General features: G+C 62.9%; 11 protein-coding genes. 7 read left to right on the top strand and 4 right to left on the bottom strand.

Annotated elements, in window-relative coordinates:
* Together R4P65_RS12245 and R4P65_RS12240 are read left to right on the top strand one after the other, a co-directional pair.
* A partial coding sequence (locus R4P65_RS12245; RefSeq protein ID WP_317826678.1) for an Ig-like domain-containing protein occupies nt 1-649 on the top strand: 649 nt, incomplete at its 5' end.
* Between the two features lie 252 nt (nt 650-901).
* Entirely contained in the window at nt 902-4,093 is a 3,192-nt protein-coding gene (locus tag R4P65_RS12240; protein ID WP_317826677.1) for an Ig-like domain-containing protein, read from the top strand.
* A gap of 10 nt (nt 4,094-4,103) precedes the next feature.
* On the opposite strand, the gene R4P65_RS12235 is transcribed toward R4P65_RS12240, so the two are convergent.
* Nucleotides 4,104-4,943, bottom strand: coding sequence for a hypothetical protein (locus tag R4P65_RS12235; protein WP_317826676.1), 840 nt, complete (start codon nt 4,941-4,943; stop codon nt 4,104-4,106).
* Between the two features lie 93 nt (nt 4,944-5,036).
* Between R4P65_RS12235 and R4P65_RS12230 the strand changes: the two genes are divergently transcribed.
* Nucleotides 5,037-5,792, top strand: coding sequence for a lysophospholipid acyltransferase family protein (locus tag R4P65_RS12230; RefSeq protein WP_230817678.1), 756 nt, complete (start codon nt 5,037-5,039; stop codon nt 5,790-5,792).
* A 3-nt stretch (nt 5,793-5,795) separates the two neighbouring features.
* Nucleotides 5,796-6,530: a lysophospholipid acyltransferase family protein gene (locus R4P65_RS12225; RefSeq protein WP_317826675.1), complete on the top strand. Its 735-nt coding sequence runs from the start codon at nt 5,796-5,798 to the stop codon at nt 6,528-6,530.
* 25 nt (nt 6,531-6,555) lie between these two features.
* Here the strand turns inward: R4P65_RS12225 and R4P65_RS12220 are convergent, their stop codons facing one another.
* The gene (locus R4P65_RS12220; RefSeq protein WP_317826674.1) at nt 6,556-7,263 is read right to left on the bottom strand and encodes an Ltp family lipoprotein; all 708 of its coding nucleotides are present in this window, start codon (nt 7,261-7,263) and stop codon (nt 6,556-6,558) included.
* Between the two features lie 191 nt (nt 7,264-7,454).
* On the opposite strand from R4P65_RS12220, the gene R4P65_RS12215 reads away from it, so the two are divergent.
* Nucleotides 7,455-8,276: an HAD family hydrolase gene (locus R4P65_RS12215; RefSeq protein WP_230817692.1), complete on the top strand. Its 822-nt coding sequence runs from the start codon at nt 7,455-7,457 to the stop codon at nt 8,274-8,276.
* Nucleotides 8,277-8,313: 37 nt separating this feature from the next.
* Here R4P65_RS12215 and R4P65_RS12210 read toward each other — a convergent pair whose 3' ends face one another.
* Nucleotides 8,314-10,323, bottom strand: coding sequence for an N-acetylmuramoyl-L-alanine amidase (locus R4P65_RS12210; RefSeq protein ID WP_317826673.1), 2,010 nt, complete (start codon nt 10,321-10,323; stop codon nt 8,314-8,316).
* A 331-nt stretch (nt 10,324-10,654) separates the two neighbouring features.
* Here R4P65_RS12210 and R4P65_RS12205 point away from each other — a divergent pair, with 331 nt between their 5' ends.
* Nucleotides 10,655-12,217 carry a SpoIID/LytB domain-containing protein gene (locus R4P65_RS12205; protein ID WP_317826672.1) on the top strand — a complete coding sequence of 521 codons (1,563 nt, stop codon included), beginning with the start codon at nt 10,655-10,657 and terminating at the stop codon, nt 12,215-12,217.
* Between the two features lie 102 nt (nt 12,218-12,319).
* On the opposite strand, the gene R4P65_RS12200 is transcribed toward R4P65_RS12205, so the two are convergent.
* Entirely contained in the window at nt 12,320-13,813 is a 1,494-nt protein-coding gene (locus R4P65_RS12200) for a PucR family transcriptional regulator (RefSeq protein WP_317826671.1), read from the bottom strand.
* 170 nt (nt 13,814-13,983) lie between these two features.
* On the opposite strand from R4P65_RS12200, the gene R4P65_RS12195 reads away from it, so the two are divergent.
* Nucleotides 13,984-15,396: an amino acid permease gene (locus R4P65_RS12195; protein ID WP_317826670.1), complete on the top strand. Its 1,413-nt coding sequence runs from the start codon at nt 13,984-13,986 to the stop codon at nt 15,394-15,396.
* Nucleotides 15,397-15,469 lie beyond the last annotated feature (73 nt).

Below are 15,469 nucleotides of genomic sequence, written 5' to 3'. Positions count from 1 at the left end.
GGTCGACAAGGCGACGAAGACGGTTTTGAGCGTTCAGGGTGAAGCCAAGGTCGGACTGCCTGTTGATCTCTTCGCGACAGTGTCCGAAGATCCCTCGGACGCCCTGGTGCCGTCCGGCGGAACGGTCCAGTTCAAGATCGGTGGAGTCGATCAGGGCGCCCCGGTCGCGGTTGTGGACGGAGTTGCCAAGTTGCCGCACGTATTCGGAGCAGAAGGCACCTTTGCGGTCTCTGCCACATTCAGTGGATCCGGTGTGTTCACTTCATCCACAGCGGAATCCGTCGACGTCAATGTCACGGTTCCGACCCCGTCGGATGTCGAGAGCTCTACGTCGTTGACGGCTCCGTCTTCGGCAACGGTCGGCACGTCGGTGCAGCTGAAGGCTGTGGTCAGTTCTTCCGGCGCGACGTCGGGAACCGTCCAGTTCTTCGACGGAACGACTCCGATCGGGACGGCTGTTGATGTTGTCGGTGGGCAGGCTGTGTTGAGCCACACCTTCACCACGACCGGCAATCATTCGATTACCGCGGTTTACAGCGGAGCCCAGGGAGTTACGGGTTCCACGTCGACTGCATCGGTTGTGAACGTCGGTAACGGGGGCGGTGGCTCCGGTTCGCTCGGTTCGCTGTCGCTGCCGTTCGGTTCATGATTCTCCGATGATGTGATGCCCCCTTGCGCCCATAGGCGCAAGGGGGCATTGCTCTTCGAGAATCGATGATTTGTCGTCAGCTGAACTATCGGCAATTCGTGAATATTTGTCTGAAATAACTGATACAAGTACTACTTTTGACGGGTACTGTACGAGCGTCCAGCTCCATTCCGATTTCCGCTCTGTTCGAGTGACCTCCTTCCGTGCGGTTCCCGATCCACGTCTGTTGCTAGCTGAGGAGAGTTCGTGTTGGTGAGAAGAAGTTCCGCGGCTGTGGTGGCAGCGTTGGTCGGTGGCGTGCTGGTGGCCGGCGGTGTTGCTTCGGCAGCTCCGACGTCGTCCCCCACAGTGGAGAACACGATCGCGTTCAAACTGGGTTGTGACGGTTACGAGCATCCTGGCTTGGGCAGCATCTCCGACGAATTCCACTCCACGGGGGTGACGATCTCGGCTCCGGAGAAGGTCGCGGCGGGGTCGACGTTCACCTACCGAGTCCAGCCAGGTGCCATGACTGTTCCTACGAGTGGTCATGCCGGGCGCTCGGCGATCAGGTGGACACGGATGAAGTACGACTTCGACATTCCTGCGGGGGTCTCTTTGGTCGATGCTCAGGTAGTGGCGGGTACGTCGTCGAATTTGTCGGGCGCGGCGCCCTCAGTGATTCGTATCAACGACGGTGGTTCGCCGGATGCTGCGGGCACGCACTTGCGTATTGCTGGGAATAACCAGACCGCTGATTCCAACGGCGGTGGTGGAAACGGTCCGAGTACAAGTAAGAACGATGATGGTGGCATCGGCGCGGAGGCCGGAAAGACTTTCCGATTGCCGGCGATCGATGTGACGGTGATTGCGGGTGATGCGGGTAGCACGGTACAGCCGAAGTTAAGGGTTACGGATGGCAATTCGGGCTCCTTTGATTCTCCGAAAAATGCCTTCACCTTCCTGCAGCGCGAGAAGGACTTCTTCACCGTCGCATACTGGGAGAGATACAACTGCTCACCGCATGACTCACGCAGCGCGGGATTGAATGCGGGCGGTCAGGCATTGGCCACCGTCAACGTCGTCTCGCAAGCCGGGACCACGACCGCAGTGACATCCGGCGCGTCGGCAACGATCGGTCAATCGACAGATTTGGTTGCGCAGGTCTCCCCGGCACCGACAGGCGGCACCGTTCAGTTCAAGGACGGCGCGACTGACATCGGCACCCCGGTAGCCGTCGTCAATGGCGTTGCCACACTGCCACATACATTCACCGCGGCGGGAGATCACTCCATCACCGCTGTGTACGACGGAGTTCTCGAGTTTCTGACATCCACGTCACCGGCACGCACAGTGAGCGTGGCCGCTGCCGATGTACAGACGACGGCGTCGTTGACAGTCCCGAGTAGTGCCGTCGAGCAAACCTCGGTCGCGCTGACCGCAAACATCTCACCGGCAGCTAACGGTGGAACGGTTCAGTTCAAGGACGGTGGCATCGACATCGGCGGACCCATCGCGGTGACTGCCGGAGCGGCGACACTGGATCACACGTTCACCACGACGGGATCACACTCGATCACTGCGATCTATTCAGGCACTGCAGGTTTCGGTGGTTCGACCGCTCAAGCTCAGGCCATCGAGATCTCGAGTTCAGCGCAGGGCACGACCACAACGCTTCAAGTTCCGGCTACGGCGATTACGGGTACTACGGTTGATCTGACGGCGACGGTTACTCCGAACACTGCGGTGGGCACTGTGCAGTTCAAGTCGAACGGTGCTGCGATCGGCTCGCCGGTGACGGTTTCCGGTGGGACCGCGACGCTGTCGCATTCCTTCGATGCTGCTGGCGCTCAAAGTATTACGGCTGACTTCGCCGCTGGTGCGGGGTTTGTGAGTTCGTCGGCGTCGGCTCAGACGGTGACGGTTTCTGATCCGGCTCCGGTTGATGTGGAGACCACGACGTCGCTCTCGGTTCCTGCTACGGCAATTACGGGTACTGCGGTTGATCTGACTGCGACGGTTGCTCCGAACAATGCGGTGGGCACGGTGCAGTTCAAGTCGAACGGTGCGGCGATCGGTTCCCCGGTGACGGTTTCCGGTGGGACCGCGACTCTGTCGCATTTCTTCGATGCTGCTGGTGCTCAGAGTGTTACGGCGGACTTCAACGCTGGTGCAGGGTTTGTGAGTTCGTCGGCGTCGGCTCAGACAGTGACCGTTTCTGATCCGGCTCCGGTGGATGTCGAGACCACGACGTCACTCTCGGTTCCCGCGACGGCGGTCACGGGCAGCGCAGTTGATCTGACCGCGACCGTGGCTCCGAACGACGCTGTGGGCACTGTGCAGTTCAAGTCGAACGGCACGGCCATTGGTTCACCAGTGACAGTTTCCGGTGGGACCGCGACTCTGTCACATTCCTTCGATGCTGCTGGCGCTCAGAGTATTACGGCTGATTTCACCGCTGGTGCTGGGTTTGTCAGTTCGTCGGCGTCGGCTCAGACAGTGACGGTTTCGGATCCGGCTCCGGTGGATGTGGAGACGACGACGTCGCTCTCGGTTCCTGCTACGGCGGTCACGGGCAGCGCAGTTGATCTGACCGCGACGGTTGCTCCGAACAATGCGGTGGGCACGGTGCAGTTCAAGTCGAACGGCACGGCCATTGGTTCACCGGTGACAGTCACGTCGGGTGTTGCGACGCTGTCGCACGCGTTCGATGTTGCTGGTGCTCAGAGCGTTACCGCTGACTTCACCGCTGGCTCCGGATTCAAGAACTCGGTTGCGAGTGCGAAGTCAGTTCAGGTCAGTGTTGCCGACCAGGAATCCGTAGTCGAACTCAATATCCCCACCGACGCCAAAACTGGTGTGGCGACTGACTTGTGGGCAATCGTCCGAACGTCGTCGGATGACGCTGTCGGCGTCGGAACCGTGCAGTTCTACGACGGTGGCGTCGCGATCGGCGGTCCTGAAGCGGTGACGGCCGGCGCTGCCGGCCTAACACATTCGTTTACCTCTGCGGGTGCGCACAGCATCACGGCGGTCTACTCGGGAGGAGTCGGTGTAGTCGGATCCTCGGCCCAGGCGCGGACGGTGAATGTAACGGACCCTGCGCCTTCGGATGTCACAACGGAGACTGCGGTGACGGTGCCTGCCGATGCCGTCGTGAACAAGTCGGTGACCCTGTCGGCGACTGTCAGTTCGGTGCAGAACGGTGGAACCGTGCAGTTCATGGATGGGAGCACCCCGATCGGCGACGCTGTTGCGGTGGTCAACGGGATCGCGGCGCTCAACCACACGTTCACGACAACCGGCACGCACTCGATCACGGCAATTTACAGCGGGGCAACCGGATTCACGGGCTCGACCTCGACGGCCCACGCAATTCAGATCAAGGCTGCAACCGGCGGTGGCACGGGCAGCCTCGGTTCAGGCAGCGCTGGCTCGAGCGATTTCCTTCCGTTCGGTTCCTGATCGGAACAGTTCAGGTCGCGGCCCCGAGGCAATATCCCTCGGGGCCGATCGACAGGGTGAACTGCATCGAGCGTGAGTTACCGGTTCCGTCGCTGACGGGCAGGGTGACACGGACGTAGTCGCCGCGAACCGGAGTGACTGTTGCAGCTTCGGCATCAAATGACTTGATACCCGCCAGCTGATTCGGATCGAGCTTGAGTGGCGGCTGGCCGGTGGCGCCGGCGCCGTCCGGATCCCACGGGCTGTTGCCTGGGCAGATCAGCGGATAGAACGTCTCGACGTCACGGGTGTTGACCGGCCGTCCCGTTGCGCGCGAGAGAAATCTGACGACTGCATGGGATGCGTCAGCCGGGGTGTAGAAATTGGATTGCCCCGCAGGGAAGACGAACGGGCACGCATATCCGGAGGCGATCTCCGAGCGCTTGGCGGCGACGGAGAGTCCGCCGCCACTCCACGCGACCGCGTACTGCCCGTCGATACCTGGTGCTGAGATGGCTGTCAGGATGGCGGGCACGTCCGAATATCGGTCGGCGACCGTGGTCGGCGGCATCGTCCAGCACGCGTTCGTGAGCCCGTTCACGTCCAAGGACACCAGGTCCGTCGCCCAGGCCGCCAAGGCCGGCGCAGCGGCCGGATTGCCGGGCACGTCACCAACCGGCGGCACCACGACAGCTGCTGTGGGCACAGTCGTCGTCGTGGGCGCGAGAGTGGTTGTCGTAGTGGTTTCCGTCGTCGGAGGCGACGGTTCGTCGGTCAGGATTCCCGTCCGTCCATCGTCCTCACATGCGGTTATCGCCAATGTCATGGCGAGTGCGACTGCCCCCGCTGCCGCTCGTCCTGCCGACTTCATTCGTTCGTACGCCCCTTTTGCGACATTCTGACCAACATCCACCCCAGAACTGCTGCGGGTCAGATCACGGATTCCCGTCTACGCTAGCGAACTGTGGATCCCGTTTACAGAACAGTCATCGGCATCGCCCGTACCGTCTTCGCTTTCGAGGGCCTGAAGTTCTCCGTCAAGGGAGAGCAGAACATCCCGGCGTCCGGTGGCGCCGTGATCGCGATCAACCACACCGGATACATGGACTTCACGTATGCGGGACTGCCGGCGCGGACCCCGAAGCGCTACATCCGGTTCATGGCCAAGAAGGAAGTCTTCGACAACAAGATCTCCGGACCGATCATGCGGGCCCTCAAGCACATCCCGGTCGATCGCGGGGCCGGGGCCGACTCCTACAAGGCAGCCGTCGATTTCCTGAAGCGTGGCGAATTGGTGGGCGTGTACCCCGAAGCCACGATCAGTCGGAGCTTCGAGATCAAGGAATTCAAGTCCGGCGCCGCGCGGATGGCGATCGAGGCCGGCGTCCCGATCGTTCCCGTCGTCATCTGGGGCGCTCAGCGCGTCTGGACGAAGGGTTATCCGAAGCGTTTGGGCCGTACCAACACTCCTATCTCCATCGCAGTCGGCGAGCCGATCGCACCTTTCGAGCCGGCGAGTGAGCTGACGGCGAAGCTGCATTCGACAATGCAGGAGTTGCTGCTCGATCTGCAGAAGAACTACGACCACCCGGCAGGTGAGTACTGGGTGCCTGCCCGCCTCGGTGGCAGCGCCCCGACGCTCGAGCAGGCGGACAAGATGGACGCCGACGAGGCCGCGGCAAAGGCCAAGGCTCGCGAGGCGCGGAAGTCCGAAGGCTGACCGATGTCCTTCGAACCCGTTTACACCGCCGTCGAGGTAGTCGCGCGTGGTCTGAGCGGTTTCCAGGGTGTGAAGGTCACCCGCACCGGGACTGAAAACGTCCCTGTGTCCGGTGGAGCGGTCATCGCGATCAACCACACGAGCTACCTCGATTTCATCCCGGCCGCTCTGGCGGTCGGCACCGCAAAACGCAAGCTCAGGGTGATGGCCAAGGCCGAGTTGGCGGACAACAAGGTACTCGGCTTCCTCATGCGTGGATGCGGCGTCATCGAAGTCGATCGCTCTGCCGGAGCGCAGGCGTATCGAGCCGGAGTCGACGCCCTGAAGCGGGGCGAGTTGGTGGGCGTCTACCCGGAGGCGACGATCAGCCGGAGCTTCGAGATCAAGGAAATGAAATCCGGAGCAGCTCGGATGGCCATCGACGCCGGCGTTCCGATCATTCCGCTGATCGTCTGGGGCGCACAGCGGATCGTCACCAAGGGCGGACCGAAGAATCTGGGCCGCAATCGCTTCCCGATCTCGGTGGAAGTGGGCGCACCGATCGATCCGGTCGAGCCCGCCGAAGCATTGAGCGAGATCCTGCGCATCGAGATGGATGCGATCCTGCGCCACGTGCAGGACGGGTTCGTGCACGAGCCCGGGGCGTACTGGGTGCCGCGCCGACTCGGCGGTGGCGCACCGACCCCGGAGGAAGCCACGGCAATGGACGCACAGGAACGCGCGAAGCGAGCGCGTTGAGAGAAGGGCGCTGCGCGCTGATGCGTCAGTACACGGCGTTAGCTCCGTACTCGGCCTGCGCACTCGTAAAGCCTTCGTATTCGAGCTGCTCGATCAGTCCGGACCTGGAGAACGACGTCATCTCGAGGTACTGCTCGGCGCTCAGAGCAGCCTGCTTGTTCCAGTCGGCATTCAAATTGTCCACCGCGTACGTCGCATCTTCGGTGGAGAACCCTTCGTACTCGAGCTGTTCGATCAGTCCGCTGCGGGAGAAGGCAGTCATGTCGATGTACTGCTGGGCAGATCGGACGGCGTTCCGCTGACCGGAACTGACCTGCGGCCTGGCCGGGGCAGGCGCAACTGTCGGAGTGACCACAGGTGCAGGCGCCTGGTAAGTGGTCGTCGTCGGCGCCGCCACCTTGCTGGACGACGGGGCGGGAGCAGCCGGTGGCGCACTGACGATCGGTGCGACAGCTGCAGGCGTCGTAGCGGCAGTGGTAGTCGGTGCAGCGGTGGTGGTCGGTACAGCGGTGGTGGTCGGTGCAGCGGTGGACTTCGAGTCGTCCTTGTCTCGTCCACCGAGGATGCCTGCGACGACAAGCAATACGACGACTCCACCGGCAATCCACGGCCACTTCTTCGACTTCTTCTCAGATTGCGGTTGCGGCGGAGGCACCTGGAATTGAGGCTGGGAGTTCCCGTAAGGCTGGGAGTTCCCATAGGGCGGCGGGGGCAGATCGGGCGGCACGGACATGGGTGTTTCTCCCTTTGTGAAAGTCTTGTTCTCCCGCAATAGATACCAGACCGGTCGGACTGAAATGCGATTTGTGCGAATCTCTCGAGGTTTCGCGATGTCCGGTGCGGTGGCGGACGCGCGAAGCGGGCGCGCTGAGCGAGACCGTCGCACCGGACAGGCACAATGGCGGTGTGAGCCCAGACCGTCGTATCAGCCCTGACCGCCCGACCTTGGTCGCCTCCGATGTCGACGGCACCCTCATCGATCACGACGAGTTGGTCAGCGCCCGCACCCGCGCCGTCGTGCATGCCGTCGTCGAATCCGGCACGCCGTTCCTACTGGCAACCGGGCGCCCTCCGCGTTGGATTTCGCCCGTCGTCGAAGGCTTGGGGTACGCGCCACTCGCGGTCTGCGCCAACGGAGCCGTTGTCTACGACAGCTTCGCCGACCGCGTACTCAGCGCCGCGACCTTGTCGGTGGACGCACTCACCGAACTCTCCGAACTGGCTCTGGTTGCACTCCCCGGGTCGGGATTGGCCGCGGAACGGGTGGGGGAGAGCGCACACGACGCCGCCACCCCGCAGTTCGTCAGCTCGCCGGATTACGAACACGCCTGGCTCAATCCGGACAACACCGAGATGTCCGAGGACGAAGTGCTTGCGGCGCCTGCCGTCAAACTCCTGATTCGTCGTCCGGGCATGACCAGCACGGCGATGTACGACACGCTCGCGCCGCACGTCGGTGCGCTCGCCGACATGACGTACTCCACCGAGAACGGACTGATCGAACTTTCGGCGCCGGGAATCACGAAGGCGTCGGGGCTGGTTGCCGCCGCGGAGCGGTTCGGTTTCGACCTGTCGGGTCTGGTTGCCTTCGGGGACATGCCCAACGACATCCCGATGCTGGGGATGGCACGCCTCGGCGTGGCCATGGGGAACGCTCACCCCGAAGCCAAAGCCGCAGCCGACGAGGTCACTGACACCAATTCGGAGAACGGGGTCGCAAAAGTCCTCGAGCGCTGGTGGTCGTAGAACCCACCAGCGCCCGAGGACGTGTACTGCTCGACTGTCAGCCGACAGGCGCGCTGTTGGCCATTTCCTGGGCAAAGGTTTCGTTGTAGGTCTTGAGGACCTTTGTGACCATGCCGGTGATCTGGTTGAAGATCAGAGAACCGTTCTCGAAGTCGCTGCGCAGGCCGTCCGGGATCGAGTACTCGTCCGAGATCGGCAATCCGAGTTCACCCGCGTCGGAACCGAAGCTCTGCCACGACTTGAAGATCTCGCCGAGCACGGTGAACACTCCGCCGTTGGGGGAGGTGTAAACAGCGCCGTTCTGGAACAACGCACCCTGGTTGCCGAGTTTCGCCTGCAGGATTCCGGACAGTGCCTGGCCGAGGCGTCCGAGGTCACCACCCTCGGCGATCCACTTCTGCGCGAGCGGTGAATTGTCGGTGATCTTCAGAATCTGAGTGACCAGATCCGGGATCGACGATCCGGTGCCACCGGTGACCGTGTCGACCGGAGTGGTCGGCTTGGGCGCAGGCGTCGACGGATTGGAGGGGTTCGACGGGTTCAAGGATCCCCCGATGTTCGCGGCGGCGATGTTCCGGATGTCGTTCATGTGTGCGTACGCGGCATCACCAGGGCAAGCCGTGTTTCCGACGTCGCGGTGGGCGAAGATGATCGGCAGATCCACTGCTGCGCCCTGCGGGTACGGAGTGAACTCTGTGCCCTCGGAGTACATCGTCGTTCGGCCCTTCGGGTCGAGGCCGGCCAGGCCGAGCTTCCAACCGAGGAACTTGCCGACGGCGTTGAGCGTCGCCTGCGAAGGCTCGACAGTGGAGTAGTCACCCATCATCGCGATACCGGTGGTGTTCTCGTTGAAGCCGCCGGCGTGCGCGCCCTGAACTGCCTTGTCGAGTCCGCCTGCGCGGCCTTCGAAGGTCTGACCGTACTTGTCGACGAGGACGTTGTATCCGACGTCGCACCAACCGAGAGTCCGTGCGTGGTAGGCGTAGATCGAGCGGACGATGCCGGCCGATTCTTCCTTGGTGTAGTTGTTGCTGCCCGCGGTGTGATGGACAGTTGCTCCACCGGTGAAGTCGTCGTACGTGGGGGAGTCGCATCGAAGTGACTCGTCTGCTCCCCACTGTGCGCGGGTGATGACGGACGGTCCGCTGCCGCCGAGCGGCGCTGCGACGGCCTGCAGATTGCTGTCTGCCTCGCTGACACCCGGGTCGATCAGCACGGCGGTGACGGCGTCTGCTGCGGTCGTCACCTGGCGAAGCGGCTTGGACACCGAAGCGGGGGTGTACCCGAGTTCGCCGGTGGCTGCGGGTGCTTCAGCAGGCGCAGGCGCTTCAGCGGGTGCGGCTTCCGGAGCGGGCGCGGGGACAGCTTCCGGCAGGGGTGCGGCTTCCGGAGCCGGAGCCGGCACAGTCTCGGCTGCGGGGGCAGCGGCACCCTGCGGGGTGAGGATCTGGATGGACTTGGTGGCGCCGACGAAGACCGGTTCGGTGGCGGTACCGGAGTTGGTGGCCTGATCCGAGCTGGCGGAGTCGATGGCGTCAGGGGTGAACCACGGGCCCCAGGTGCCGTCTTCGGCGAGGGCGCGGACCTTGGACTGCGCCGAGGCGATCGTGTCCGAGGTCAACGCGACCATGCTGAACGGAGTGTCGCGGGCGACTTCCTTGACCACAGCGCCTGGCTCTTCCTCGGAAGGAACCGGAGCGGTCTCGGTCGGGCCGCCGGGAGCAGCGGGTGCCGGGAACAGCTCGGTCGGCAGCGTGATTCCGGGAGGTAGCGGGATTTCGGTCGGGAGCTTGAGGTTTCTCAGATCACCGAGGTTGATGTCGGGGAGATCGAGACCGGTCAGCTCCTTGACCGGAATGATGATGTCGGGCACCGACGCGAGGAGCACCTCTGCGATCTGGGTCGGCACTGCTACTGACGTCGTTTCGTTCGCGGAACGTACATCGGACGTAGTGCTCGTGAAGCCGTAGACCGCAAAAGGACTTGCGACAGCCACTGCGGCTACAGCCCCGAGTACGAGCGAGGGCTTCGGTCGACGGTGTGGCAAGGGATTACTCCTCGGTTGTAGTTACTTGCGAGCGAACTTCAGGGCCGATGACGGCCGTGAACGGAATCCTTCAAAACCGGATCCGAGCAGGTCGGATGCCATGTTCTGGGGTTGAACTCCAGTTTTCGGACGCGTACGTCTGCAACTCGTGATGCTGGTGTGACTCGTGTGACTGGTGTTGCTAACTCCAAACACTCTTGCCACACTAGTCACAAAAGTCCATAACGCTCAACCTTAGGGTGAGACTTTAGTTAAATCGTTGTGGACTGGCCTGCGCGCGGAGTACCGACTTCGCGGACTCGTGAGGCCGGTAGCGATGAGGAGAGCATTGATGGCGAGAAGCGGAAGAAGCGGAACTGCAGGTAAGAAGCCTGCGTCCGGTCGCGCAGGTCGCTTTCTGGTGGGCGGACCCGGGAGGCGAACCTCACTGACGCGGGTCTCGGTCCTCGGACTCGTTCCAGCTCTTGCACTCGGCGTCGCGATCGGAGGTTTCACGCAAATCCGCGCTGACGAGCCGTCGATCCTGCACGCCGTCGCCGCCGACACACAATTCACGCTCTCCGGTCACGGCAACGGACATGGCCGCGGAATGGGCCAGTGGGGCGCTTACGGCTACGCCAAGAACGACGGCTGGTCCGGCGAGCGAATCCTCAGTCACTACTACGGTGGAACTATCCTGGACTCCATGCCGCCCGCGCAGATGAGTGTGCGGCTCACCGCTCAGGACAACTCGACACTCGACGTCTACTCCGACGCCGGCCTCGTGGTCAACGGTCAGCGCACCGCGCCCGGTGAAGCAGCCCATCTCACTGCACTGCCCGGTGGCGGTGCACAGGTGATTGTCACCAGCGGGTGCGGTGGCGGGGTCGTCTGGGAAGCGGTCACCGAGCATCCGTGGGTGGATCCGGTGGATCTCGGTCCTGATCGACCTGCCGACCAGTTCCTGAAGCTGTGCGACAACGACGCGCCCTACCGCGGTGCCCTCGGCGTAGTGCTCGACAACGGCTCGGCTCGGACGGTCAATCTCCTCGACATGGAGGATTACCTGCTCGGCGTAGTGCCGGTGGAGGCAAAGGCAGAATGGGCCGATTCCGGTGGGGCCGAAGCGCTCCGGGCTCAAGCCGTCGCAGCGCGCTCGTACGCTGCAACCGAACATCGGTCCTCGTACGCCGACACCTGCGACACGCAGGACTGCCAGGTGTACGGCGGGGCGGGCAAGGAAGATCCCCGCACCACCGAGGCGGTTCGCTCCACCGCCGGCGCCGTTCTGTCGCGTGACGGCAAGATCGTTGCCACCGAATTCTCTTCGTCCACAGGGGGTTACAGTTCCGGCGGTGAATTCCCGGCTGTCGAGGATCTCGGTGACGCCCTTTCGCCCAATCATGACTGGACAGTGAATCTGACCGCGGGTGAGATTGCGGACGCCTTCGATGTGGGCGAGCTGCAATCGCTCAAGATTCTCTCGCGCAACGGATTCGGTACCGACGGCGGGCGAGTGACGGCAGTCGAGGTAGTCGGAACAGATGCAACTGTTGGCGCCACCGGAATTCAGTTCCGCCAGAAACTCGGCCTGAAATCGGACTGGTTCACCATCGGCGACGGCGCTGGTGTGGTAGTGGCACCGGATTCGGAATCGACAGTGCCGGAATCCAATTCGCCATCCGACGATCTATCGGGTACGGTTACGGAGACGCAGATCGAGAAGAAGTATCGGGAGCTCGGCGGTGAAAGCGGCTCTCTCGGTGCTCCTGCCGGCCCGGAGATGCAGTTGCCCTCCGAAGCAGGCACTTTCCGTGTCTACGAAAACGGAACCATCATCTGGACAAAGGTTTTGGGTGCGCAGGTAGTTGATGCCGACGTGCTCCGCGAGTGGATACCGACGGGCGGAAGCTAGGGGAAGGTCGGTCGGTAGCGACTCGCACGTATCGACTCTGAAGGGTCTCTGCCGTAACCCGGCGGAGGCCCTTCAGGTCGTTCAGGGCTCATTGGTTGTCGGTCAGATGGTCGGAGCGTCGCCGAGCAAGCGGTACTCGAGCCACAACTCCGCACGTTCCGTGGGGGAGCCGAGGTCCAGCTGGAGAAGGCTCTCGATCCGAGCGAGTCTGCTGCGCAACGTATGCCGATGAATATTCAGCGCTGTGGCTGCGGCGTCGCCCACACCGTTGTGTGCCAACCACATGGCCAAGGTTCGGTAGAGATCGCTACCGCCCTTCGCTTCCAGGAGTGGGCGCAAGTGTGCCGCCGCGAATGCCGTCGAGCGATCCTGGTCGAGAAATGCGGACAATCCGCTCTCCGAGAGTTCGGCGAACCGCATCGAAGGCAGGTTGCGGGCGCCGGCCTCGGCTGCTGCCTGCGCGGCTTGGCGTCTGGCGCGTGAGAGATCGTCCCACCACAGCATGTCCGACACGCCGACGGTTACGTCGATTTCGTTGACGCGGGCGAGGATTCGACCACTGTCCGTAGCCGAGACGACGGCGATCAACGCTCCGTCGGTGATGCCGAACGCCAGATCGCGGCTGAGACCGTCGAGCAGTGAGACGGACACGCTTTCGAGTAGTCCGCTCGGGCCCGCTACATGGAAGACCTGGAAAGGCTCGACCGGAAATCCTCCCCACAGTTCCCCGGAGATGTTGCGGGCGAGCGCATTCTGTCCTTCGAACAGCTGATGCATCGCCACGGTACGCAAGTGGTTCATCGTCAGCTGTGCATCTCGGGTTCGAGCCGTCATCAACGTGAGCAGGGAGGCGGCCGCGATGACGATGCCCTGATTCAGTGAACCGACAGCGCCAGGGCAACCGGCGACGAGGTATCCCATCAGCTTTCCCCTCGACGTAGTCAGAGGGTGCGAGATGACGTCCTCGTTCTCGCTCGTGACGAAGCTGACCTCCATCGGGCGAGCGTCGCGCTCGGGGGCCGTTCGCTCGATTCCTGCGGCCGCAGCGGTGTGCGAGATCTCGACGGTGTGTCCGGCCGAGTCCAGCAGCGCTGCCCATCCGCCGATCAATTCCGCGACCCGTCGTACGACCGCCCGGGTGCCGTTGACCGTCACCGCAGCTTGGAGCAGTCGGCGCAGGCTCTGGTAGTTGCTGCGCAGCGCTTTCATGTCGTCGTCGGATTGCGCCTTCGACACGGCTTTGGTCAGCGCGATGAAGGGAGTTCGCAACGGGACGTCGAGAAGGGGCACACTGAAACGGGTGGCCGCATCCACCAGAGTCTGCGGTGCCTGCTCGTATCCGAGGCCGGTTCCGAAACCGATTCCGGCAATTCCGGCCGCCACCAGGGTCCGTACGAATCGGGTCGTTTCCGCGGCCGTCGTCGGTAGTGACACCCCGGTGATGAGCAGTAGTTCGCCGCCGTCGAGGAAGGGCGTCGGATCAGGAAGTTCGGAGACATGTGCCCAGGTCAGGGTGCGATCGAGCTGATCGTGCCCCGCCAGGACGCGAAGGCCGAACTGGTCGGTCGCACAGAGTTGGCGGAGCGTGATGGGCATGGGTCCAGTCTGACACCCTGGACTCGCCACTTTGTAGTGCCTGCGGTCACGTTTGTACAAAGTGGAGCCTGACGCGAGCTTGCCGAAGGTCCGACACTGGCGCTATCGAAAATGCGCTCCAGCAGAGCGTCACCGAGATCCACGTCCCGAACAGCCCACAAGGAGTACTGATGTCCAGTACAGACCAGCCGGCACTTCAGCACACGCTGAAGAAGCGGCATCTGTCGATGATTGCGATCGCGGGCGTCATCGGCGCCGGACTGTTCGTCGGCTCCGGTGTGGCAATTCAGGAGACGGGCCCAGGCGTCCTGGTCTCCTACGCACTTGCCGGTGTCGTCGTCATCCTCGTGATGCGCATGCTCGGTGAGATGTCGGCAGCGTCGCCGGAAACCGGCTCGTTCTCGTCGTACGCCGACAAGGCCATCGGCCGCTGGGCGGGCTTCTCGATCGGCTGGCTGTACGCGTGGTTCTGGATCATCGTGCTCGGCATCGAGGCCACTGCCGGTGCCCTCATCATGAATCGCTGGGTTCCCGGCGTTCCCCAGTGGACCTGGGCATTGATTCTGATGATCGTGCTGACGCTGACCAACATCATCTCGGTCAAATCCTTCGGTGAGTTCGAGTTCTGGTTCGCGTCCATCAAGGTCGTCGCCATCATCGCGTTCCTCGGCATGGGTGTCGTGGCGATCTGCGGATGGATGCCGGGCGTCGAAGCACCCGGAATGACCAACCTGACCGGTCACGGCGGTTTCCTGCCGAACGGAACAGGAGCCATGCTCGCCGCAGTCCTTGTGGTCGTGTTCTCGTTCTTCGGCGCCGAAATCGCCACCATCGCCGCCGGTGAATCGGCCAACCCGCTCGAAGCTGTTCGTGCAGCCGTCAAGTCCGTCGTCTGGCGAATCCTCATCTTCTACATCGGCTCGATCGCGGTGGTCGTCACGCTGCTTCCCTGGGACAGCGCATCGGTCGCGCTCAGCCCGTACGTCGCCGTCATGGACTCCTACGGCATTCCGGCCGCAGGCAACATCATGGACGTCGTCGTTCTCACGTCGGTGCTGTCTTGCCTCAACTCCGGTCTCTACACCGCGAGCCGCATGATCTTCTCCCTCGCCGGTCGCGGCGACGCCCCCAAGTCGCTCTCACGTATCGAGAAGACCGGCGTCCCGATGCGTGCCGTCCTCGTCTCGACGATCGTCGGCTTCCTGACCGTCGGCATGAACTACCTCTCCCCGGACAAGGTTTTCCTGTTCCTGGTCAACTCCTCCGGAGCGATCGCACTGTTCGTCTGGCTCGTCATCTCGGTGTCCCAGCTGCGTACCCGCCGCAAGCTCGAAGCTTCGGGCCAGGAGCTGGAACTCAAGATGTGGTTCTTCCCGTACCTCACCTACGCGACGATCGCTGCCATCATCGCGCTCTGCATCGGCATGCTCACCCTGGACTCGACTCGCAGTCAGATGTTCGTGTCCCTGGGACTCGCAGCGATCCTCGTGGGCATCGGGCTCTACCGCTACCGGAATTACAAAGACACCGAAGCCGCCGACGCCGAGGTCGTGCCGGTAGCCGAGAGCGCTCCCACACCCTGACACCAACGTCCCCATCTGCGAGATACTTCGATGTCCTAGTATCGGCCACGGACAGAGAAATCGACGTGAGCAC

The organism is Rhodococcus sp. IEGM 1318, assembly GCF_033142465.1.
Classification (GTDB): Bacteria; Actinomycetota; Actinomycetes; order Mycobacteriales; family Mycobacteriaceae; genus Rhodococcus_F; species Rhodococcus_F qingshengii_B.
This window is presented reverse-complemented; position numbering and strand designations above follow the sequence as displayed.

Excerpts from the sequence above, each read along its gene's own strand:
- R4P65_RS12225 (WP_317826675.1), top strand. The coding sequence starts at position 5,796 with ATGTCCTTCGAACCCGTTTACACCGCCGTCGAGGTAGTCGCGCGTGGT.
- R4P65_RS12235 (WP_317826676.1), bottom strand. The coding sequence starts at position 4,943 with ATGAAGTCGGCAGGACGAGCGGCAGCGGGGGCAGTCGCACTCGCCATG.
- R4P65_RS12200 (WP_317826671.1), bottom strand. The coding sequence starts at position 13,813 with ATGCCCATCACGCTCCGCCAACTCTGTGCGACCGACCAGTTCGGCCTT.
- R4P65_RS12205 (WP_317826672.1), top strand. The coding sequence starts at position 10,655 with ATGGCGAGAAGCGGAAGAAGCGGAACTGCAGGTAAGAAGCCTGCGTCC.
- R4P65_RS12220 (WP_317826674.1), bottom strand. The coding sequence starts at position 7,263 with ATGTCCGTGCCGCCCGATCTGCCCCCGCCGCCCTATGGGAACTCCCAG.
- R4P65_RS12195 (WP_317826670.1), top strand. The coding sequence starts at position 13,984 with ATGTCCAGTACAGACCAGCCGGCACTTCAGCACACGCTGAAGAAGCGG.